Source organism: Streptomyces sp. GC420 (assembly GCF_009916105.1).
GTDB lineage: Bacteria > Actinomycetota > Actinomycetes > Streptomycetales > Streptomycetaceae > Streptomyces.
Map to the genome: position 1 here is coordinate 1 of NZ_JAAAXQ010000100.1, position 21,772 is coordinate 21,772.

The window sequence follows — 21,772 nt, forward strand, 5'->3', positions numbered from 1 at the left end:
AGCTGGCGGAGGAGGTCACGGCGGGGCTGGAGGGTATGGAGGTTCCGCTGCGGGTGGCGGTGATGGGCTGTGTCGTCAACGGTCCCGGTGAGGCGCGTGAGGCCGATCTGGGGGTGGCGTCGGGCAACGGCAAGGGGCAGATCTTCGTGAAGGGCGAGGTCGTCAAGACGGTTCCCGAGTCGAAGATCGTCGAGACCCTCATCGAAGAGGCGATGAAGATCGCCGGGGAAATGGAGGACGCCGGGGTGCCCTCCGGGGTACCGGACATCACCGTGAGCTGAACTCATCGAGAGGGGGCCGACCGTGACCATCCTGGAGAACATCCGGGGGCCGCACGACCTGAAACGACTGCCGGAGGAAGCACTCGACGAACTCGCGGGAGAGATCCGCGAGTTCCTGATTCACGCGGTGGCAAGGACGGGGGGACACCTCGGGCCGAATCTGGGCGTCGTCGAGCTGACCATCGCCCTGCACCGGGTCTTCGACTCGCCCGTGGACCGCATCCTCTGGGACACCGGACACCAGGCCTACGTGCACAAGCTGCTGACCGGACGTCAGGACTTCTCCAAGCTGCGCGGCAAGGGCGGCCTCTCCGGCTACCCGTCCCGGGAGGAGTCCGAGCACGACGTCATCGAGAACAGCCACGCCTCGACCGCGCTGGGCTGGGCCGACGGACTCGCCAAGGCCAACCAGGTGCTCGGCCGCGACAGCCACGTCGTCGCCGTCACCGGGGACGGCGCGCTGACCGGCGGCATGGCCTGGGAGGCGCTGAACAACATCGCCGACGCCAAGGACCGGCCGCTGATCGTCGTCGTCAACGACAACGAGCGCTCCTACGCCCCGACCATCGGCGGCCTCGCCAACCACCTCGCCACCCTGCGCACCACCGACGGCTACGAGCGGTTCCTCGCCTGGGGCAAGCAGGCGCTCCAGCAGACCCCGGTCGTCGGCAAACCGTTCTACGAGGCGCTGCACGGCGCCAAGAAGGGATTCAAGGACGCCTTCGCGCCGCAGGGCATGTTCGAGGACCTGGGACTCAAGTACGTCGGACCGATCGACGGCCACGACATCGCCGCCGTGGAGTCGGCGCTGCGGCGCGCCAAGCGCTTCTCGGGACCGGTGCTCGTGCACTGCATCACCGAGAAGGGCCGCGGCTACCGGCCCGCGGTCGAGGACGAGGCGGACCGCTTCCACACGGTGGGCGTGATGGACCCGCTCACCTGCGAATCCCTCGCCCCCGGCGGCCCCTCGTGGACCAGTGTCTTCGGTGACGAACTGGCGAGGATCGGCGCGCGGCGCCCCGACGTCGTCGCCCTCACGGCCGCCATGCTGCACCCCACCGGTCTCACCGGGTTCGCGGAGGCCTTCCCCGACCGGGTGTGGGACGTCGGCATCGCGGAGCAGCACGCCGTCGTCTCGGCGGCCGGCCTGGCGACCGGCGGCCTGCACCCCGTCGTCGCCGTCTACGCCACCTTCCTCAACCGCGCCTTCGACCAACTGCTGATGGACGTGGCCCTGCACAAGTGCGGGGTGACCTTCGTACTGGACCGTGCCGGGGTCACCGGCGTCGACGGGCCCTCGCACAACGGCATGTGGGACCTTTCCATCCTCCAGGTGGTGCCCGGTGTGCGGATAGCCGCGCCGCGCGACGCCGACCAGCTGAGGGCCCAGCTGCGCGAGGCGCTCGACGTGGACGACGCCCCGACCGTGCTGCGCTTCCCCAAGGAGTCGGTCGGCGAAGTACTGCCCGCGCTGGAACGCGTCGGCGGCATGGACGTGCTGCACCGGGGGGAGCGGCCCGACGTGCTGCTGGTCTCGGTGGGGGCGCTCGCCCCCGTGTGCCTCGGCGCCGCCGCGCTGCTGCGGGAACGCGGCATCGGGGTCACCGTCGTCGATCCGAGGTGGGTCAGGCCCGTGGACCCCGCGCTGCCCCGCATGGCCGCCGCACACCGGCTGGTGGCCGTCGTGGAGGACAACGGACGGGCCGGCGGTGTCGGTTCCGCGGTCGCCCAGGCTCTGCGCGACGCGGACGTCGACGTGCCGGTACGGGACTTCGGCATCCCGCCGCAGTTCCTGGCCCACGCCAAGCGCGGCGAGGTACTGGCCGACATCGGGCTGACACCCGCCGAGATCGCGGGCAGTATCGGCGCGACGCTGGGGAGCATGCCGGCCACCGGCCTGCAGGAATCACCGAAGGGAAGCCCAGACCATGACACCGGCGGAGCCGAAAGGCTTTGACCTCGGCCACCTCCTTGCCGAGCGGGGGGCCGAGCGTTACGAGCTGCATGCCAAGCACCTCAACCACCAACTTCCGCGCATGCTGCACACCATCGGCTTCGACAAGGTCTACGAGCGGGCCGAGGGCGCGTACTTCTGGGACGCGGAGGGCAACGACTACCTCGACATGCTGGCCGGATTCGGGGTGATGGGCCTGGGCCGGCACCACCCCGTCGTACGCAAGGCGCTGCACGACGTCCTGGACGCCTCGCTCGCCGACCTCACCCGCTTCGACTGCCAGCCGCTGCCCGGTCTGCTCGCCGAGAAGCTGCTCGCGCACAGCCCTCACCTGGACCGGGTGTACTTCGGCAACAGCGGCACAGAGGCGGTGGAGACAGCGCTCAAGTTCGCCCGGTACGCCACCGGCAGGCCCCGCGTCCTCTACTGCGCGCACGCCTTCCACGGACTGACCACCGGCTCCCTGTCCGTCAACGGAGAGGCGGGCTTCCGCGACGGCTTCGCCCCGCTGCTGCCCGACACTCCCGTCGAACTCGGCGATCTCGACGCCATCGAGCGGGAGCTGAGGCGCGGGGACGTGGCAGCGCTGGTCGTGGAGCCGATCCAGGGCAAGGGGGTGCACGAGGCGCCGCCGGGATATCTGCGTGCCGCGCAGCAGCTGCTGCACCGGCACAAGGCGCTGCTCATCGTCGACGAGGTGCAGACCGGACTCGGCAGGACCGGCGACTTCTACGCGTATCAGCACGAGGAGGGGGTCGAACCCGACCTGGTGTGCGTGGCGAAGTCGCTCTCGGGCGGCTATGTGCCGGTGTCGGCGACCATCGGCAGGGACTGGATCTTCAAGAAGGTCTACTCGTCGATGGACCGGGTGCTCGTGCACTCGGCGAGCTTCGGGTCCAACGCCCAGGCCATGGCGGCCGGGGTGGCCGTACTGTCGGTCATGGAGGACGAGGAGATCGTCGCGAACGCGCGTGCCACGGGCGAGGCGCTGCGGTCACGGCTCGCGGCGCTGGTGGGCCGCTACGAACTGCTGAAGGAGGTCAGGGGCCGCGGCCTGATGATCGGCATCGAGTTCGGCAGGCCGGTCTCGATGCGGCTGCGCACCCGCTGGACGATGCTTCAGGCGGCCCGCAAGGGTCTCTTCGCGCAGATGGTCGTGGTGCCGCTGTTCCAGCGCCACCGGATCCTCACCCAGGTCTCGGGGGACCACCAGGAGATCATCAAACTCATCCCGCCGCTGATCGTCGGCGAACGGGAGACCGACCGGTTCGTGGAGGCCTTCACCGAGGTCATGGAGGACGCGCACGCCGGTTCCGGGCTGATGTGGGACTTCGGCAGGACACTGGTGAAGCAGGCGGTCGCCAACCGCTGAGCGGACCACAGGCGGCGGCACCCGAGAGTTTTGCCTCTCGGGCAAAAAATTTGCCCGAGAGGGAAGATTCTGGCTCAATGATGACATGGACACCGAACCGGTCGCGGACCCGGACCCGCACGGCCCGGCCGAGGGCCTGCCCGCCGTCGCCCCCCGCCTGCGCGAACTGCGGCGCCTGGCGGGCCTGACGCTGGAGGCGGCGGCCCGGCGCGCCGAGCTGTCGCCGGCCCACCTCTCCCGGCTGGAGACCGGGCACCGCCAGCCCTCACTGCCGGTGCTGCTCGGCCTTGCGCGGATCTACGGGACGACCGTCTCCGAGCTGCTGGGCGAGCTGCCACCCGCCCAGAACCCGGTGATCAGGGGCGGGGGAGCGGGCGCGGTGCGGGCCGACGGCTGGACGTACTGGCCCGCCGGCGGCTCCGGCCGCGGCATGCAGGCGCTGCGCGTCCACGTCCCCCACGGCGGCCCCGGGCCCCAGGACGAACTGGTCCGCGTGCACCCCGGGGAGGAGTGGCTCTACGTATTGAAGGGGCGGCTCAGACTCTTCCTCGGCGAGGCCGAACACCTCCTGGAAGCGGGAGACAGCGCGCACTACGACTCGCACACCCCGCACCGGATCGGCGCAGCCGATCCAGGAGGTGCCGACTTCCTCTTCGTCCACACCCTGCTGCAGAGCGCCGCCTCCGGGCTGTGCCTCGGCGGCCCCGCCACCGTGCGCTGAACCGCGCCGGTACCCGTTTTTCCGTACCCGACCCACTCACGACTCCCCGGAGGGGCCCGTCATGCCCGAAGACAAGCCGGTACGCCGGTTCATGGAGGACAAGTTCCCCCGCTCGCTGTGGATCCGGCTCTTCGCGTACCTGATCGCGGGCCACCTCTTCGCGGCCTTCCTCTACCTGCTGTTCGCGCTGGGCGGTCAGAACCAGTAGCCGCCCGGCGGACATCCCCGGACCGGGCTCAGTCGAGCAGCCGCTCGCGCAGCCGCTCCCGGTCCGCGGGGGTGAGCTTCAGCCCGGTCTCCAGGTAGCGGTCGGTGCTGCCCCAGGTCCCCTCGATGGTCTCGAAGGCCGCGTGCAGATACTCGACGCGGGCGTCGAACAGCGGGCGCAGCAGTTCCATCACCTCGGGGGACATTCCGCCGGGCGCGTTGTCGCCGCGCTGGACCTTGTAGCGCCGGTGCCCGGCGTTGGACTCGAGGTAGTCGGCCTCGATGGCGTCCCGCTCCACGCCGAGCGCCAGCAGAGTCACCGCGACGGACAGGCCCGCCCGGTCCTTGCCTGCGGCGCAGTGCATGAGGGTGGGCACGCTGTCCTCGACCATGGCGCGCAGCACCCGGCTGTGCTCGGCGGTGCGCTCCCTGATGATGAACCGGTAGGTGGTGGTCATCCGGGCCGCCGCCCGGCCGTCGGCGAGCAGCGAGCGGAGCGTGTCGAGGTCGCCGTTGCGGACCATCTTCCAGAACTCCGCGCCGTCCGCCGGGTCGGTCAGGGGGATGTTGACGTTGCGGACACCGGGCAGGGACACGTCCTGGCCCTCCAGGGCCTGGTCGGCCGCGTTGCGGAAGTCGAAGATCGTGTGCAGACCCAGGGAGGCCAGGAACTCGGTGTCGCTCTCGGTGGCGTGCGCCAGGTGACCGCTGCGGAACAGGTGGCCGTGCCGCACCCTGCGCCCGTCCGAGGTGGGGAGCCCACCCACGTCCCGGAAGTTGCGCACTCCGGTGAGCTCGGGCTCCCTGGAGTGGGACTGCGGCGGCAGCTGCTGCGTCACGTGGGCTCCTGCGGGTCTGGCGGCCGGTGTTCGCCGGCGGCGGCTGACGGCGCTGTCGACGATACGACATCGGTTCGTAGGTCAATCACTCTTACTCCCGGTTGTGCTCCGTTGCGCCCCCTGCTCGCCACCGGCCGTGACCGGCTCGACGGGCGGCGGTGCTCACTCCCCTCCCCTTCCCCCTCTCTTCCTCCCTTCCGTGCGGGCGTGCGGGCCGGGTGCCTCGGCAACGGCACGCCGGTGCTGCTTGGCGTGCCGGAGATGAGTGGAATGTCGTGATTGCGGCAAGTCGCTGAGCGAGAGTGCGGAATGCGGGAAGGTCTGTCCTTGCACTGGTTGGTTTCGTCCGTTTCATACGGTGATGCGGTAATTGGTGAACTCGGCCGGGGGTGGTTCTTCCGTTTCGGGGTGTACGCGCAAACCTCAAAGGGGACTTGGGCGTCACATTGCTCCAATTCGGGCAAATCGCTTGATCCGTTCCGCCTGGTGAGCCGAATCACGCCCGTGACGCTGCGTTGCGGCGTCGCGAAGGCGAATTCCCAGCCGGCGAGGCCGAGTCAAGATTCCTGATCCACGGTGAGTGACGGAAAAGCCGCAGGAGTTCGAATGACCTGATGCAGTGTCAGGTGTCGAGAGCTTGTTTGCGCAACTTCGCTCCCTTACGTTCACCGCAATCCGGGAGGACCGCCTAATCCTGCCGCCACCCGGAACCATGACCGCACGCACCCGACGACGGCAGGAGCGGGGGAACCAGGTAGTACGCCGATCCGGGTCACCGGAACGGCTTGGGGTGAAGCCGCGCACCGCGCGGCCGGGCATCTCCAGCCCGAACCCGACAGCTCACCTCGCAGGCGACGGAGAGGAATGCGCCATGCCCGCCAAGGGTAAGCACCGCCGTCCCAAGAACAACCGCGTGACCCGTGGCCTCGCCGCCGCCGGAACCGGAGGCGCCGCCCTGGCCCTGCCGCTGATCGGCGCCACGGGCGCGAGCGCCGCCGAGACCGAGGCCCCCGTCACCGCCGGCAAGACCGTCGCCCAGGCGGCCCGTGCCGCCGAGGCGCAGACCGTCGCCGCCACCCGTCAGGCCACGGCCGAGAAGTCCGCGACCACCAGGACCTATTCCGTGGTCGCCGGCGACTACCTCGCGAAGATCGCCGACGAGCAGGACGTCCGCGGCGGCTGGCAGAAGCTGTACTCCGACAACCGCGAGGCCATCGGGGAGAATCCCTCGCTGATCCACCCCGGCCTCAGGCTGACCATCGGCGCCAAGACCCGGTCGGGTGGTGACTCCGGCACCGGGTCCGAGGCCTCCGCCCCGGCCGCCGCGCCGCAGAAGAGCCGGACCGCGCAGGAGGCGCAGGAGCCCGAGAAGGCCGGGCCGGCCGAGAAGCCCGCCTCCTCCGGGACGACCACCACGACCACCGCGAGCGCCGCGGGGACCGGCACCTCCTCCGGCTTCGCCGCCCCTCTCGCCGGCGCCACGCCCACCACCCCCTACCGGGCGTCGGGCGCCATGTGGTCCAGCGGCTACCACACCGGCGTCGACTTCGCCGCGGCCACCGGGACCACGGTCATGGCGGTCTCCCCGGGCACCGTCGTCTCCGCCGGCTGGGGCGGCGCGTACGGCAACCAGGTCGTCATCAGGCACAACGACGGCCGCTACTCCCAGTACGCCCACCTCTCCTCCCTCTCGGTCTCGGCCGGCCAGTCCGTGACCGGGGGGCAGCAGCTCGGCCTCTCCGGCAGCACCGGCAACTCCAGCGGCCCGCACCTGCACTTCGAGATCCGCACCGGCCCGGGCTACGGCTCGGACGTCGACCCGCTGGCCTACCTGCGCCAGAACGGCGTCTCCATCTGACGCCACGGCAGCACGCCACGGGGTGCCACGGCGGCAAGCCGTTGCGGACACCACCGGGGCACCACCGCGGCGGATGCCACCGCACGGGCAGCGGCCCGGAGGCCGGACCCTCTCACGGGTCCCGGCCTCCGGGCATATCCACGCGCTACGGCCTATTCCCGGCCTTTCATGCTCCGGTCGAACCCGCCGGGTGGGATAAGTCACCTCGCGTCAAGCCCTGGTTACGGTGGCGTAGGACACTTAGCGAGGTGAAAGATATCCCCTCGTGGGAGACGATTCGAAGACTGAGAGCAACAGTGCTGTGATCGGGTCGTACGTCGCGCTGGGGGACAGTTTCACCGAGGGCGTCGGCGACCCCGGACCCGACGGAGTGTTCGTCGGCTGGGCCGACCGGTTCGCCGTGCTCCTCGCCGACCGCGTACCCGAAGGTGCCTTCAGGTACGCCAATCTGGCGATCCGCGGCAGGCTGCTCGACCAGATAGCCGAGGAACAGGTGCCGCGCGCGAAGGAACTCGCGCCCGACCTGGTGACCTTCTGCGCGGGCGGCAACGACATCATCCGCCCGGGCAGCGACCCGGACGACGTCGCTGAGCGATTCGAGACGGCCCTCGCAGGACTGGTCCCGCACGTCGGAACGGTCATGATCACCACGGGGTTCGACACCCGCGGAGTGCCCGTCCTGCGCCACCTGCGCGGCAAGATCGCCACCTACACGGCGCACATCCGTGCCATAGCCGACCGGTACGAATGCCCCGTGCTCGACCTGTGGTCGCTGAAGTCGGTGCAGGACCGGCGCGCCTGGGACCAGGACCGGCTGCACCTCTCGCCCGAGGGCCACACCCGCGTCGCACTCCGTGCCGCCCAGGTGCTCGGGCTGCCGGTGCCCGCCGACCCCGACCAGCCGTGGCCGCCGGAAGCGGCGCGCGGCCCGGCCGCGGTGCGCATGGACAACATCAACTGGGCGCGCGAGCACCTGGTGCCGTGGATCGGGCGGAGACTGCGCGGGGAGTCCTCGGGCGACCACGTGGAACCCAAGCGGCCGGACCTGCTGCCGCTCTGAGCTCCTCCGCCGGGAGCCCGGTGCGTCGTCCGGTCAGTCCTCGATCCGCCACTTCTGGTTGGCCGTGCCCGCGCAGGTCCACAACTGCAGCCTCGTCCCGTTGCCGGTGCCGTTGTCCTTCGCGTCCACGCACTTGTCGGCCTTCGCGCTGACCAGGTCCCCGGCGGTGCTCATCACGAACTGCTGGGCCGGGTTGCCGCTGCACCGGGCGAGCTGGATCTGGGCGCCGTCCTCCTCGGAGCCCCAGGCGACGTCCATGCACATGCCGAGGGAGCGCACGGTGCCGTCACCGCGGAAGTCCCACTTCTGACCGGCACCGCCCGCGCAGTCCCACAACTGCAGGGGACTGCCGTCCTCGCCCTTCCCGTCCTGCTGCTCCACGACGTCGATGCAGCGGTCCGAGCCCTGGCCGATGACGAGGGACCCCACCGCGGCGGCCGGGGACTCCCCGGACTCCGTGCCGCCGCCCCCGGTGCGGGGCTTCTTCGTGGTGCTCGGCTCCGACCGGCCCGATCCGCCCGAACCCCCCGAGTCGCCGGATCCGCCGTCCTCCTCGCGCGGCGAGGCCCCGGGCGCCGGCGTCTCCTCGGCGGCGGACGGCTGCGGCACCGCCAGGGGCGGATCGGACGGCGGAATGGTGCTGATGGCGGCCTCTTCGAGCTTCTCCGTGGCCAGGCTGCGCACCTGGGGCCGGTAGGCGAGCCAGAGCATGACGAAGGTGATGGCGAGGGCCATGGTGACGCCGAGGGCGGTGGCGAGCCAGCGGGGCAGGAACCCGCGCTGCACATAGGTGCCGTCCACGTCGACGGACTGGCTCCCGGACCGCTGGACGGCCAGCGTGTAGGGCCGTTCCTCCTTCGACCCCAGCCAGATGATCTGCCGCGGCTTCAGCGTTGTCGTGACGAAGGCGGCACGGCCCGGCTCGACCTGGATGCTGCCGGGGCGGATGTCGTAGGAGATGTGGTCGCCGTTGTCGCTGCCGCTGATCGAGGCGGTGAGCCTGGTGTTCCCCAGGTTGTCGACCGCCAGCTTCGGCCGCCCCCTGAAGCGCCCCTTGACCGTCGGCGGGACCAGTTCGGCCCGCACTTCGGTGAACGGCGTGATCGTGAGGTTCCCCTCGGGGACCGTCGTGGCCTCCGGCTGCTCGGTCGGCGTGATCCGCACCCCGTACGGGTTCGGCCCGGCCGTCGCGTCCGGACTGCGTGGCGGCGCGAACGTCAGCTCCACCGTCCCCGTCGTGCCCGGGTAGAGCCGCAGCGTCTGTGGTTCGACGGCGGTCCAGGGCGCTGTGTCGCCCACGGGCTCGAAGCGGTACTCGTCGACGATGTCACCGGTGTTGCGCACCCGCAGTCGCACGGTCGTGCTGCCACCCGGATCCACCGTGGTCGAGGCGGGTTCCAGAGAAGTCCAAAGGCTCACTGGGAGACGGTACGACCCGGGGTGCCCCGCGTCAGGAGGCGCGGGGCCATGCTCGATGCCCGAAGAGGTACGGCGGGTTGCCCTTTCTCTCCCCGCCGCGTGCCCCTCCCGTCCCGTCCGGCCTCATGCCCCTCCCGCGGGCCCGGCGGGTGGCAGTGCCGCTGAGCGGACGGGCGGCAGCGCCGGGATACGTTCCAGCACGCCGCCGGCGAAGACGTCGTACAGCGGCAGCGTCTCCAGGTGGACATAGCCGATGTGGCAGTCGCAGACGGCGAGCGGGCACGGGCGCGGGCGCAGCGCCCGCCGGTACGAGCCGTCGTACAGGTTGCCGAGCTCCTCCCGGACGAAGTGGCAGCGCCGCACGGTTCCCTCGCCGTCCACCGATATCACCGTCTCGCCCGTACGGCAGGGCAGTCCGGCGCTGCGGTGCGGGTGGCGGCTGTACGGGAAGAGGGGGTCGAGAGCCGTCCACTCCCCGGCCTCCGCGTCCTCGTACCGGTGTCCCTCCGCGGCGTTGATCCACAGGTAGACCTCGGCGGGCAGGTCGGAGCGCAGCCTCCTGGCCTGCTCCAGGTGCCCGGGAAGACCGACCATCCCGACACTGAACCGCACTCCCGCGCCGGACAGTTCACGGCACTTGCCGAGGAACCGGTCGTAGGGCGTCTGACCCGGGTGGTAGGTGCACCACAGGGCCAGCCTGTCGGTGTCCGCGTCCCGGAGCCAGTCGGTGCGGCAGCTCAGATTCGTCTGGACGGCGACCCTGCGGACGTGCGGGAGCAGGGACAGTTCGACGAGCGAGCGCCGGTACCAGGAACGCACCAGGCTCTCGCCCCAGGGAGTGAACAGGACGGACAGCCGGTCACCGGTCTGCGCCGCCGCCCACCGGGTGAACCGCTCCAGACAGGCCCGGTCGGCACGCAACTGCTCGGTGGAGTCACGGCGCTTGGCGAAGGGGCAGTACGGACAGTCGTAGTCGCAGGAGGCCAGGGGGCCCCGGTAGAGCAGGGTGAGATCCATGGTGGTCGCGGCCGTTCCCTCACCTGAGGGCGTACGCGGCCATCGCGGCACGCACCGAGGGCGAGAAGAGTTGGGGTCCGAGCGCGTCGGAATGCGCCAGGCCCTCCGGGGTCAGCCGCAGGAGGTCCGCCGACTGTTCCAGCCAGCCGCGGTCCGCGAACCGGCTCAGTTCGCCGGGGAAGTCGTCGGCGGGCACGCTGCCGAAACGGGCCCGGTACTCGCCGACGGCCATGCCCTCGGCCTGGAGCAGCGACTGCAGCAGGTGCCGGCGGCGCGCCTCGTCGCCCTCGACCACGCGGCCGTGGGTGGCGTGGGCGAAGTCGCGGGCCGAGACGTACGCGTCGATGATCCCGCGTATCTCGCGCATGCCGACGGCGTAGTCGAAGGAGTAGTGCAGCCGCGAGGTGTACGAACGGGCGCCACAGCCCAGCCCGATCATGCCGTCGGTCTGGCAAGCGTAGTCGTCCGGGCCCTGCGGCGGGGCGTCCAGGCGCCGGAACATGCGCATGGACAGCTGCTCGTAGCCGCTCGTGAGGAGGCGGTCGCGGCCCTGGCGGTAGAGCCGCAGCCGCTGCTCGTCCCACTCCTGGTCCGTTTCCGTGCCCGCGCGGCCCAGGCCGGTCAGGGGCCGTACGTAGAGCGGATAGAGGTACAGCTCCTCGGGACGCCACGCGAGCGCGGCGTCCAGCGACGCCTGCCAGGAACGCTCCGTCTGCCCGTCGATGCCGTAGATCAGGTCGATGTTCAGCACGGGGATGCCGGACTCGCGGATCCGGGCGAGGGCGGACTCGACGTCGGCGCGCCGCTGAGGCCGCACGGCGGCGCGTGCCTCGGAGTCGACGAAGCTCTGCACGCCCAGGCTCAGGCGGGCGGCGCCGCGTCCGCCGAGGACCGCGAGCCGGTCGGCGGTCGCCGTGGCCGGGGACGCCTCGACGGACAGCGGTATGCGCCGCAGGTCCGCGTCCATCCGCTTCTCGGCTATGTCGCACAGCCGTTCCAGCTCGCCCGCGGTCAGGAAGGTGGGTGTGCCGCCGCCGAACGCGGCGGTGGCGAAGCGGACCGGGGAGGCGTCGCCCAGGGCCTCGCGCACCGCGGTCGCCTGGCGGTCGAGCGCGTCGAGATAGGCCGTGGTCAGCCCGTCCGGGGCGCCGATGCGGGTGAAGAGGTTGCAGAACCCGCAGCGAACCTCGCAGAACGGTATGTGGAGGTAGAGCGAGAGCGCGTCCTTGGGCTCGTCCGCCCAGAGCCCGGCGAGTGCGAGGGGCCGGGGCAGCGGGCGGTAGGCCGTCTTGTGCGGGTAGGCGTAGACGTAGCTCTGGTACGGGCTCGGCCGGCCGGAGGGGCCCGGTGCGGTGTCGTTCATCGTGCCTCGAGGAAGAAGTGGGCGTAGGGCACGGTCCAGACGGACTCGTGCCCGATGCGGTGTCCGGTCCAGCCGTCGTCGCCGTAGGCGGTGCCGTGGTCGGAGCAGACGATCGCGAAGCAGCGGGCGCGGCTGCTCATGGCGGCGAACAGACGGTCCACGTGGCGGTCCACGTATTCCAGCGCGGCCGCGTGCGAGGCCCGGGTGTCCCCGGACTCCGCGGTGGCGCCCGGGAGATGGAACCAGTTCGGCTGGTGCAGGGCGGAGACGTTGACGAAGAGGAACAGCCGCCGGTCCCGGGGCAGCGCGGCGATCGTACGTTCCGCGCGGGCCACCTGGGCCTCGAAGGAGGTGGGCGAGGTCACGCCGAACTCCGGCTCCCAGTGGCTCTCCCGGAACAGGCCGGGGAGGGCGGAGCCGAGCGGTCCCCGGAGGTTGAAGAAGCCGACACCGCCGATGCACACCGTGTGGTAGCCGGCCGCCGCCAGCCCGGACACCAGGTCGGGGGTGTCGTACACGAAGGTGCCGTCGGCCGTGGTCTCGCTGCCCTCGAAGCGCGCGGCGAACAGCCGCGGACGCGGGCCGGGCTCCGCGGGCGTCGGCAGGAAACCGGCGAAGATCGCCTGGTGGGAGGCGTAGGTGAAACTGCCGGGTGCGTGCCGTTTCTCCCACTGCCCGCCCGGGAGGTGGCGGGCCAGGGCGGGGATGCGGCCCTTCGCGGCGAGTTCGGCGGCCACATCGTGGCGCAGGGTGTCCAGGGTGATCAGCAGCAGATCGTGGGTGCCCACGATCTCGTTCATGTCGGGGTGGGCGGCCGGGGACGAGACCGGGGCGGTTGCCGTTCCCGCGGTGCCGGTGCCGGTGCCGGTGCCGGTGCCGGTGCCGTTGGCCTCGGTGGCCTGGGCTGTCTCGGGAGTCTCGGCGGCTTCAGGCGATCGCACGGGCGCTCCTCGTCCGGCCGAGCACGGCGGACACCTGCGCGGCGTAGGTGTCCATCCCTTCCGCCCCACTGCCGGGCAGACCGGTCAGCCCCGGCAGCAGATCGCCGAAGGCGTTGACCTCGCCGACCGCGAAACGCCGCCAGTGGGAGGTGGGAAGCAGATCCACGCCGACGCACAGCGTGCGGGGGAAGCAGGCGGCGGCGCGCTCGCAGATGTCCAGGACGTCCGCCCAGCGCCCGCCGGCCTCCTCGGTCGCGGCCCGCGCCGCGGCCAGGTCGCCACGGACCCCGCCGAGATGGAGGTTGGTCATCGGGGAGCGGCTCGTGCGCAGCACCGCGTGGGTGGCGCGGCCGCCGACCACCACCACCCGCAGGTCGGCCGCCAGCCCGCGCTGCGAGGCCTTCGGCAGCCAGCGCTCGATGTGCAGTCCGTCGGGCGCCAGGGCGTCCACGATGGCGGCGATGTCACGCTCGTCCGTATAGCGGCGTACCCGCAGGGAGTTGTAGAGCCGGCCGTCCGGGGTGAGCTCCACGGACGTGGTGGCCCGCACCCGGCCGGGGCCCGCGGTCTCCACGGCGAGGACGCCCGACGCGGACGAGCCGTGCGCGAGTTTCACGAAGGCGCGGCCGAGCCCGGCCGAGGCCATCGACGCCCGTACGTCCGCCCAGCCGCCGAGGGACGCCGCGCCGGGCGTGCCGGGGGCGCCGGACGTCGGGGAGTCGGGCACCGGCACACCGGCGGCGAGCAGCGCCCGGTGCGTCAGCCGCTTGTCGAAGAGCGTGGCGAGCTCGTCGGGATCGTCGAGCAGTGTGCCGCCGGCCTCGCGCACGGCCGCCGCGAACTCCCGCACCGCCGCGGTGAGCCGCGCGTACCACCGCGCGGTGCCCTCGACCCGTGAGGGCTCGGTCGCGTCGCGGAGCAGCAGTTCGGTTTCCGGGTCCTCCCCGGGCGAGTCGATCCGTACGGTCTCGCCCGGCCGGAAGTCGTGGTCGCCGCGCAGGGCGTCGGCCCAGGGCACGGTCCTCGGCGTGGGCAGCCCGGCCGCGCGGACCGCGTCGGCGAAGAACGCTAGGCGCCGGTGGCCCGGGACGCCGACGACCGCGAACCGCGGCGCGGGGCCGCTCATTCCGCGACCGCGGTGTAACGGAAGACCTCGCCGTCGAGCTCGTCCTCGTCCTCGTACCCGCTCGAGGAGAGGTCGACCTCCACGCCGGAGGGTGCCAGGGCGTCGGTGATCCGCCGGACCATCGGGTCGCTGAGGTAGTTGTGATGCAGGTCGAGCGAGGAGAGATGGGTCAGGGGCTGCCCGTCGAGCAGCGCGGCCGCGCCCTCGTCCGTCAGCACGCCCATGGACAGGTCGAGCGATTCCAGGCGCGCGACGAGGGGGGAGGAGGCCACCGCGGCGGCGATCTCGTCCTGGATCTCCGCGTTGCACAGCCCGAGGTGGCGAAGGGCCGGGAAGCGGGTGCCGGAGAGCAGCGGCGCCAGGTCGGCCGCCTCGGCGTCTCCGCCGTACTCCGGAACGCCGAGCCACAGTTCGAGGTGCTCCAGCGCGGCGAGTTCGCTCGCTCCGATGCCGCGCACGACCCCGGCCGGCAGTCCGCCCGACTCCACGTACAGCTTCCGCAGCCGCTCGTGCCGCACGGCGGGGAAGGCCAGCCCGCTGCCGCCGCGCACCCCCAACACCCGCAGTTCGGGATACGCGTCCAGCACCGGGGTCACATCGGACTGCTGGATCCAGGAGATCTCGGACTCCTCCGACTCCATGTCCCCGACGAACACGGCCCGCAGCGCCGGCAGGAGATCCTTCGCAGCGGCCAGCCGCTCCACCGGGACAGCGGAGCTGGTGTCGTACGACTCGCCCCAGCAGCCGACGATCAGCGCCCGGACCCGCGAGGTGTCCACCGACTTCAGGAAGCGGTCGAAGGCCTCCGCCCACGTCTCCTCGCTCTCCCACGAGTGGATCGCGACCCGCCAGGCCACAGAGCCCGCGTCGGGCAGCGGCCGCCCGGACTCCTCGCCGGCGTGCGGGAAGGTGAAGGCCGGGAGGCCGTCCAGCTCACGCAGGTGTTCCACGGACATGTCAGGAGGCTCCAGACGTCGATGTGACCGGTGTGCGAGCAGTTCTACCAAGCGGGACCGACAACGCCCCGGCGAGGGCGGGCGGTACGTGCCCGGACCCGGACGCGGCGGCCGTTGTCAGACCCTCCGCGTAGCGTCGTCGGTGTCGTTCGGCGTACTGCGCGCCGGCGGACCGAGGGGAGAGTCATGTACCGCCAGGGGGATGTGCTGATCGTGCCGGTCGCGGAGCCGGCGGTGCCGCCGCACGTGACGGACGCGGCGGGTGAACCGCGCGACGGGAGGGGGCGGCTGGTTCTCGCGCTGGGCGAGGTCACGGGGCACGCGCACGCCGTCGTCGGGCCGGGACGGCTGGTGCGCGAGCCGGGGCCGTTCGGTCCGATGCTGCTGCATCTCCCGGACGGCGGCCGGGTGGTGCATGAGGAGCACGCGGCGATATCGCTGCCCAAGGGGTGGTACCGCGTGATCAGGCAGCGGGAGTACGTGCCGGGTTCGGTACGCATCGTCGCCGACTGAGCGGCGCGCCGGCAGGGGACGGGGACGAGCGCAGAGCAAGAGGAGAGGGCGACGAGGATGGCGGTGGCAGTGACGGCAGTGACGGCAGTGATGGCAGCGGCGGAGCGGGATGCCCGGCAGGCGGGGGACTTCGCCGTCCCGGCGGCAGTGGCGCGCTGGCGGGAGGCGGCCGCGGCCGTCGGTCCCGCGGACCGGAAGGCGGCGGAGGAGGGGATACGGCTGGCGTACCGCAGGGCCGGGCTGGCGGAGCCGGAGCGGATCGTCTGGGCCGGGTCGCCGTGCGAGGCCGTGACCGTGGTGCGCGGGCTGAGGGAGGCCGGGCGCAGCGTCCGCGAGGAGATCCGCACCCGGCCGTGGGCGGCGGAACGCGCGCGGCTCCAGGCCGACTTGGGCCCGGTCGGCTGGTCGGCGCACTGGGCGGCCACCGGGGCGCGGCTGTGGGAGACGACCCGGGCGCTCGCCGACCGGATCCGCACCGGGGTGGTGGAGGAGTCGGCCGGAGAGGCGCGCGCGGAGGCGGGCGTGCGGCTGGTGCTGCTGGACGCCGTCCTCGGCCAGCACGACGCGCCGTGGCTGGCGGCGTTCGACACGGAGCGCGCGCCGCTCGACGGACTGGCCCGTGTCGCGGAGAACGCCGGCTGGTGGTGGCCGTACGAGAGGGCCGCCGTCGTCTGCGAGCGGCCCACCGAGCTGCACCGGGACGAGGCGGGTCGCCTGGACCGCGGCGACGGTCCCGCCGTGGCCTTCCCCGACGGGTTCGCCCTGCACGCCTGGCGGGGAATGCCCGTGCCGGCGGAGTTCCTGGCGGAACTCGGATCGCTGACGCCCGAGCGGATACGGCAGGAGGAGAACGCCGAACTGCGCCGGGTGATGCTGGAGTACTACGGCTACGACCGTTACCTCACCGAGTCGGGCGCCGTGCCCGTGCATCGCGACGAGACGGGCGTACTGTGGCGGATCGAACTCGTCGGCGACGAGCCGGTGGTGATGGTGGAGGTCGTCAACTCCACGCCTGAGCCGGACTGGCTGCGGGTGCCGCCCAGGACGAGGACCGCGAAGGAGGGCGTCGCCTGGACCTTCGGACTGCGGCCGGAGGTGTACGAGCCCGTGCGCGAGACCTGATCCCCACGGCCGCGGGCGGGCGGCCACCGGGGCCGGGTTTCCGGTCTGAGGCTCCCGGTTCGGGGGTTCCGGTTCAGGCGATGAGCTCTCCGGCGTCGATCAGGTCGGTGTTGCCCTCGGCCGTGCAGGCGTGGGCACCGGCGACGGCCCCCAGGCGGGCGCACTCCTCGAGGTCGCGTCCCGCCAGCCGGCCGTAGAGGAAACCGGAGACGTAGGCGTCGCCCGCGCCGTTGGAGTCGACGACGGGCGCCGGCGGGCGCACGGCGGGGACGGGGCGCGGTGTGCTCCCGCTCTCGCGGCTCAGCAGATAGGAGCCGCCCGCGCCGGCGGTGGCGACGACCGCCTCGGCGCGGCCCTCGCGCAGGATCTCCCGCATCACCGACGCTATCCGCTCTCCCGCGCCCGCCGCGCTGAGGAAGACCAGGTCGGAACGGAGGGCGAACTCGCGGTGGTGGTCGGAGAGGCCGTCCCAGTCGTGCAGGTCCGTGGAGACCGGAAGCCCGAGTCCGGCGATGTCGTCGAACAGGAAGCGGCAGAAGTTGGTGATCGACAGGTGGACATGGCGGGCCCGTCGCAGCCGGGGGAGGTAGAAGTCGCGGGGCATGCGCAGGTCGGACGGGTCGCGGCCGTCGTAGAAGGACATCCGGCGGCCCGTCGCGTCGACGAAGTTCACGGCACGCCGGGTGCCCGCGGGGGAGAGCAGCGCGTGGAACTCGACGTCGCCCTTGGCGAGCCGCTCCCGTACCAGGGCGCCCGTCCAGTCCTCGCCGACGAAGTCGAGCAGCGCCGACCTCAGGCCGAGAGCCCGGCAGCCGAGGGCGACGTTGCCGCCGGTGTGGCCCGCCCATTCGCGAATGGGGGGCACGCCGACGGAGTCGGCGAGCGGCACCGGCAGCGAGTCGACCCGCACCACCGTGTCCACTCCGCTGCCGCCGACCACCAGCACGTCGTACGGCCCGAACTCGTCGTGCGTTCCGGGTTCCACGGTTCCTTGCGAGTCCACTGTCACGTGGTCAATCTAGGTGACCGGCGGCCCGGACGCGGACGCTTCCCGCGCGGCGCACCCGATCCGTCGCTTCCCCGCGGGCCCGGCCCGCCCCGCTCGGGCCCGCTTGTGAGTTCCCTGAGAACCGGTGGGCCGGGCGCCGGATCCGGAATCCCGGGCCGTCCCGGGACGTTGGGCGGAACATGACGGATCACGCGGGAGATCACGCGGCGGAGCGGACGGCGGCGGGCAACGGTGCCGGGCCGGACGCGCAGGGGGGCGAACGCCGGGACCAACGGCGTGCAGCAGCGAGGGCAGCACCGAGGGAAGCACAGGAAGCGCTCCTGCGGCTGCTCGGTGAGCACGGCGGCGGCGTGCTCGTCACGCTCAAGCGGGACGGCCGCCCCCAGCTGTCCGATGTGAACCACCACTACTACCGTTCCTCAATGGTGAGCGGGAGTGAGTCCGCGCGCTGGCGCGCCCCGAACGGTCTTGGTCGCACTGGTCGTCCGCTTTCGCGACCCGGGCGGCGACACGGATCGTGTCCGTGGTCCGAGCCGGGTGGGCGGAGTCCCTCACGACCCGGCCGTGTGAATGCGGCCGGAGGCGGCGGGGAGGCCCTGGACCATCTCCCTGGTGGAGCAGCGGCCCCGCACTCCCCCGGCCACCGCCGGGGGTGCCCCCGGGCACCGCACCCGGCGTCCCAGATCGCACGCTCACGCCACCCCGACCGGTCCAGAACGCCGCAAGCCAGCGAGTCGACGATCACACCCCGACGAGCGGATGATCCGGGTCTCCGTCACCGAGGGCCGGGCCAAGACGCCTACGGCCAGCCGCGGCGCTGAGTGGCTTTCACCGCATCCGTCCCGTTACCGCGCGCCGCACATAATGGAAGCGACGCCGACCCTCCAGGAGGTGCCGTGTCCGGTTCACGTTCTCCGCACTCCCGGCTCCGCGCTCTGCGCCCGGCCGCATTCGGTGCCGACCCGGCCGGAGAGCGCATGGAGCGCATCCGGCGTTCCCCGCATTTCGCCGACGGTGTCTTCCAGAACCCGGTGGGTGCCAGCACCAGACCCTCCGACGGCTTCTTGACCGACTACGCCAAGCGGTACTTCCGCAAGGAGGAGCGGGTGCGGAGGGCTCCCTCCGCCCCCGTTCCGCTGCACACCGGAACGCTCGGGGAACTCGCCGAGCAGCCCGCCACGGGCCTCCGCCTCACCTGGATGGGGCACTCCAGCGTCCTCGCCGAGATCGACGGCCGGAGGATCCTCTTCGACCCGGTGTGGGGCGAGCGCTGTTCGCCGTTCTCCTTCGTCGGGCCCAAGCGGCTGCACCCGGTGCCCGTGCCGCTGGCCTCGCTCGGCCCCGTCGACGCCGTGGTGATCTCCCACGACCACTACGACCACCTCGACCTCCCCACGATCCGCGCCCTGGCCGGGACCGGAACCGTCTTCGCCGTGCCCCTCGGCGTAGGTGCCCACCTGGAGCGCTGGGGTGTCGGCGCCGACCGGCTGCGCGAGCTGGACTGGAACGAGACGACGCGGATCGCCGGTCTCCGGCTGACCGCGACCCCGGCCCGCCACTTCTGCGGCCGCGGCCTGCGCAACCAGCAGCACACCCTGTGGGCGTCCTGGGCCGTCGCGGGCGCGGAACACCGGATCTACCACAGCGGCGACACGGGTTACTTCCCCGGTTTCCGTGACATCGGCGCCGACCACGGCCCCTTCGACGCCACCATGATCCAGATCGGGGCCTACAGCGAGTACTGGCCCGACATCCACATGACACCCGAGGAGGGCCTGCGCGCCCACCTCGCCCTCCAGGGCGGCGAACCGAGGGGGGTCATGCTCCCCATCCACTGGGCCACCTTCAACCTCGCCCCGCATCCCTGGGCCGAGCCCGGCGAGGGTTCCGTCGAGGCCGCAGCCGCGGTCGGCGCCCGGCTGGCGCTGCCCCGCCCGGGCGAGCCCTTCGAACCGACCGCCGAGAACGTGCCCGCGAGCCCCTGGTGGCGCGGTGTCGCCGTGCCGCCGCCGGGGGGCTGGCCGGAGCGTCCGGAGGCGGCCGGCGAGGTCGAGTCGGTGGTCCCGCGGGGCTGAGGACCGCGGGACCGGGTGCCCGGGTTCCGTGACGAACGGCTGGTACGGCACCCATACCGCGACGCCGTCCGCGGAGTATGCCCCCGGCGGCCGGGGCGGATCACGTCCCGGCCGTAACCGGCTGTCATATCAGAGCCGGCCGTCACGCGCACAACGCTGCTCATAAGTTTGTCAACAGCGCATCGATCATGATTAGTTGATGGCTACTGTCAGTGCTTGACGGTCAACCCGGGCCCCGCACACCCTCGTTGGACCAGTCGGCACCGAGGCGACCCCCGCTCGGCCGCGAGCGGATCGCCGGGCCCCAGGTACCGAGGACGCCAGATGTCTCAGCTTCGCGCACCTGTCGCGCGCGCCGACCACCGGGAAGCCGACCCCCGGGAGGGCGGACTGCCCGGCCTCTCCACCCGGAGGGCCGGGGAGCGGCAGATCCCTCTGACCTCGGACGACCGGGACTTCGACGGTGCGGCCGGGGCGGGCGCACCGAGGGAGCCGGGCGGATCCTGGGACGGGGCCGGCACGCGACCCCCGGCGAGTGCGGGGGCGACCGCCTCCGGGGAGCCCGCGGGCACCTCCGCCGGAACCTCCTTACGCTTACGCGCGGGCCTGTCGCGCCTCGCCGTCCTCCCGGCGGTCTCCGTCGCGCTGTGCGGGTCGTGCGCCGTGCTCGTCACCTTCGGCACCGGGGCGGCCCAGGGCGACGCGGCCATGTGGACGCTCCTCGGCGCCATGCCGGCCGCGGCCCTGGCCGCGGCGCTAGCCGCGGCGTCCGCCGCCCGGCGCACCGCCCGATCGATCACCGGCCGCGCCGCCGAACTGCGCGGCGTCGTCGCCCGTGACCGGGCCGAACTCGGCGCCCTCCTCGAACGGCTGACCAACGGTGAGGAGCCGGCCCCGCCCCGGGCGGTGCCGCCCGCCGCTCCCGGCGCCGACGAACTCGCCCTGCTCGCCGAGGAACTCGGCCACACCCACGCGAGCGCGGTGTCCGCGGTCCTCCGGGCCGCGCGGCTCTCCGCCGGCGCGCGGGACGCCGCCGCGGACGCCGCAACGGCGCCCCGTGCCGCAGCGGACGACGGGTCCGGGTCCGGGAACGACCACACGGTCGAGGTCTTCGTCAACCTGGCCCGGCGCCTGCAGTCCCTCGTCCACCGCGAGCTCCAGATCCTCGACGCGCTGGAGAACGAGGTGGAGGACCCCGACCTGCTCCAGGGCCTCTTCGACGTCGACCTCCTCGCCACCCGGATCCGCCGCCACGCGGAGAGTCTCGCCGTGCTCGGCGGCGCGGTCTCCCGCCGCCAGTGGAGCCGGCCGGTCGCCATGACCGAGGTGCTGCGCTCCTCCACCGCCGAGGTCGAGCAGTACGCGCGGGTCAAACTCGTGCCCCCGGTCGACGGCACCCTGCGCGGCCACGCCGTCGCCGACGTCGTCCACCTGCTCGCCGAGCTGATCGAGAACGCCACGGTCTTCTCCGCCCCGGCGACCCAGGTGCTGCTGCGCGCCCAGCACGTCAGCGCCGGCCTCGCCGTCGAGGTGGAGGACCGGGGCCTGGGGATGCCGCCCGCCGCACGGGACGGGATGAACGCGCTCCTCGCCGACCCCGGCCGGGTCGACCTGGGCTCGCTCCTCAAGGACGGCCGCATCGGTCTGTTCGTGGTCGCCTCGCTGGCCCGCAGGCACGGCATCGCGGTGCGGCTGCAGGGCAATGTGCACGGAGGCACCCGGGCGGTGATCCTCGTCCCGCACGCACTGCTGGGCGCCGACGAACCGCAACCGTCCCACGAGTTCCCGGAGCCTCAGAAGTCCCAGGGGCCCCGGATCGCGCTCCCGGCGCAGATCCGCCGTACGCTCCCGCGACAGACGCCGGCCGGCCACCGGCCCGGACCGGCGGCCGCCGCGCCGCCGCTCCCGGTCCGCGGCCGGTCCCCGGCCCACGCACAGC

At 72.5% G+C, this 21,772-nt stretch carries 19 protein-coding genes, 1 pseudogene and 1 riboswitch; of the genes and pseudogenes, 12 read left to right on the top strand and 8 right to left on the bottom strand.

Annotation, left to right across the window (positions count from 1 at the left end; translation table 11 throughout):
• From GUY61_RS14990 to GUY61_RS15010, 5 genes are all read left to right on the top strand, one after another.
• On the top strand, nucleotides 1-281 hold a 281-nt coding region (locus tag GUY61_RS14990), incomplete at its 5' end, for a flavodoxin-dependent (E)-4-hydroxy-3-methylbut-2-enyl-diphosphate synthase (RefSeq protein ID WP_166630651.1).
• Nucleotides 282-303: 22 nt separating this feature from the next.
• Nucleotides 304-2,238, top strand: a complete 1,935-nt coding sequence (gene dxs / locus GUY61_RS14995) for a 1-deoxy-D-xylulose-5-phosphate synthase (RefSeq protein WP_166630652.1) — start codon at nucleotides 304-306, stop codon at nucleotides 2,236-2,238.
• Entirely contained in the window at nucleotides 2,210-3,607 is a 1,398-nt protein-coding gene (locus tag GUY61_RS15000) for an aspartate aminotransferase family protein (RefSeq protein WP_166630653.1), read from the top strand. The genes dxs and GUY61_RS15000 overlap by 29 nt, the downstream gene beginning before the upstream one ends.
• 85 nt (nucleotides 3,608-3,692) lie before the next feature.
• Nucleotides 3,693-4,328 (top strand): helix-turn-helix domain-containing protein, encoded by a 636-nt coding sequence (locus GUY61_RS15005; RefSeq protein ID WP_166630654.1) that lies wholly within the window; start codon nucleotides 3,693-3,695, stop codon nucleotides 4,326-4,328.
• Between the two features lie 61 nt (nucleotides 4,329-4,389).
• Nucleotides 4,390-4,536: a DUF6126 family protein gene (locus GUY61_RS15010; protein ID WP_166630655.1), complete on the top strand. Its 147-nt coding sequence runs from the start codon at nucleotides 4,390-4,392 to the stop codon at nucleotides 4,534-4,536.
• A gap of 28 nt (nucleotides 4,537-4,564) precedes the next feature.
• On the opposite strand, the gene GUY61_RS15015 is transcribed toward GUY61_RS15010, so the two are convergent.
• Nucleotides 4,565-5,374, bottom strand: coding sequence for a tyrosine-protein phosphatase (locus GUY61_RS15015; protein WP_166630656.1), 810 nt, complete (start codon nucleotides 5,372-5,374; stop codon nucleotides 4,565-4,567).
• Between the two features lie 713 nt (nucleotides 5,375-6,087).
• Nucleotides 6,088-6,241, top strand: a riboswitch (cyclic di-AMP (ydaO/yuaA leader).
• 4 nt (nucleotides 6,242-6,245) lie between these two features.
• Between GUY61_RS15015 and GUY61_RS15020 the strand changes: the two genes are divergently transcribed.
• Complete coding sequence (locus tag GUY61_RS15020) at nucleotides 6,246-7,232, top strand: LysM peptidoglycan-binding domain-containing M23 family metallopeptidase (RefSeq protein WP_166630657.1); 987 nt, start codon at nucleotides 6,246-6,248, stop codon at nucleotides 7,230-7,232.
• A 265-nt stretch (nucleotides 7,233-7,497) separates the two neighbouring features.
• Complete coding sequence (locus GUY61_RS15025; protein WP_166630658.1) at nucleotides 7,498-8,292, top strand: SGNH/GDSL hydrolase family protein; 795 nt, start codon at nucleotides 7,498-7,500, stop codon at nucleotides 8,290-8,292.
• A gap of 33 nt (nucleotides 8,293-8,325) precedes the next feature.
• Here the strand turns inward: GUY61_RS15025 and GUY61_RS15030 are convergent, their stop codons facing one another.
• The 6 genes from GUY61_RS15030 to GUY61_RS15055 form a co-directional block, all read right to left on the bottom strand.
• Nucleotides 8,326-9,711: a ricin-type beta-trefoil lectin domain protein gene (locus tag GUY61_RS15030; protein WP_166630659.1), complete on the bottom strand. Its 1,386-nt coding sequence runs from the start codon at nucleotides 9,709-9,711 to the stop codon at nucleotides 8,326-8,328.
• A gap of 123 nt (nucleotides 9,712-9,834) precedes the next feature.
• Nucleotides 9,835-10,728, bottom strand: a complete 894-nt coding sequence (locus GUY61_RS15035) for an STM4011 family radical SAM protein (RefSeq protein ID WP_166630660.1) — start codon at nucleotides 10,726-10,728, stop codon at nucleotides 9,835-9,837.
• A 19-nt stretch (nucleotides 10,729-10,747) separates the two neighbouring features.
• Nucleotides 10,748-12,091: an STM4012 family radical SAM protein gene (locus GUY61_RS15040; protein ID WP_166630661.1), complete on the bottom strand. Its 1,344-nt coding sequence runs from the start codon at nucleotides 12,089-12,091 to the stop codon at nucleotides 10,748-10,750.
• Nucleotides 12,088-12,891: an STM4013/SEN3800 family hydrolase gene (locus tag GUY61_RS15045; protein ID WP_166630667.1), complete on the bottom strand. Its 804-nt coding sequence runs from the start codon at nucleotides 12,889-12,891 to the stop codon at nucleotides 12,088-12,090. The genes GUY61_RS15040 and GUY61_RS15045 overlap by 4 nt, the downstream gene beginning before the upstream one ends.
• A gap of 127 nt (nucleotides 12,892-13,018) precedes the next feature.
• Nucleotides 13,019-14,158: an STM4014 family protein gene (locus tag GUY61_RS15050; RefSeq protein WP_166630662.1), complete on the bottom strand. Its 1,140-nt coding sequence runs from the start codon at nucleotides 14,156-14,158 to the stop codon at nucleotides 13,019-13,021.
• Nucleotides 14,155-15,114, bottom strand: a complete 960-nt coding sequence (locus GUY61_RS15055; RefSeq protein WP_166630663.1) for an STM4015 family protein — start codon at nucleotides 15,112-15,114, stop codon at nucleotides 14,155-14,157. The genes GUY61_RS15050 and GUY61_RS15055 overlap by 4 nt, the downstream gene beginning before the upstream one ends.
• Nucleotides 15,115-15,300: 186 nt before the next feature.
• Here GUY61_RS15055 and GUY61_RS15060 point away from each other — a divergent pair, with 186 nt between their 5' ends.
• A complete protein-coding gene (locus tag GUY61_RS15060; protein WP_166630664.1) occupies nucleotides 15,301-15,627 on the top strand; it encodes a hypothetical protein in 327 nt (108 codons plus the stop codon).
• A gap of 90 nt (nucleotides 15,628-15,717) precedes the next feature.
• Nucleotides 15,718-16,749 carry a DUF6745 domain-containing protein gene (locus GUY61_RS15065; protein WP_208106010.1) on the top strand — a complete coding sequence of 344 codons (1,032 nt, stop codon included), beginning with the start codon at nucleotides 15,718-15,720 and terminating at the stop codon, nucleotides 16,747-16,749.
• 73 nt (nucleotides 16,750-16,822) lie between these two features.
• On the opposite strand, the gene GUY61_RS15070 is transcribed toward GUY61_RS15065, so the two are convergent.
• Nucleotides 16,823-17,734 carry a carbohydrate kinase family protein gene (locus GUY61_RS15070; protein ID WP_398955538.1) on the bottom strand — a complete coding sequence of 304 codons (912 nt, stop codon included), beginning with the start codon at nucleotides 17,732-17,734 and terminating at the stop codon, nucleotides 16,823-16,825.
• Between the two features lie 344 nt (nucleotides 17,735-18,078).
• Between GUY61_RS15070 and GUY61_RS40170 the strand changes: the two are divergent.
• The 3 genes and pseudogenes from GUY61_RS40170 to GUY61_RS15085 all read left to right on the top strand — a co-directional run.
• Nucleotides 18,079-18,171, top strand: a pseudogene (locus GUY61_RS40170) (PPOX class F420-dependent enzyme); the annotation flags it as partial.
• 483 nt (nucleotides 18,172-18,654) lie between these two features.
• The gene (locus GUY61_RS15080) at nucleotides 18,655-19,833 is read left to right on the top strand and encodes an MBL fold metallo-hydrolase (RefSeq protein ID WP_166630665.1); all 1,179 of its coding nucleotides are present in this window, start codon (nucleotides 18,655-18,657) and stop codon (nucleotides 19,831-19,833) included.
• A gap of 324 nt (nucleotides 19,834-20,157) precedes the next feature.
• On the top strand, nucleotides 20,158-21,772 hold a 1,615-nt coding region (locus GUY61_RS15085), incomplete at its 3' end, for a sensor histidine kinase KdpD (protein ID WP_166630666.1).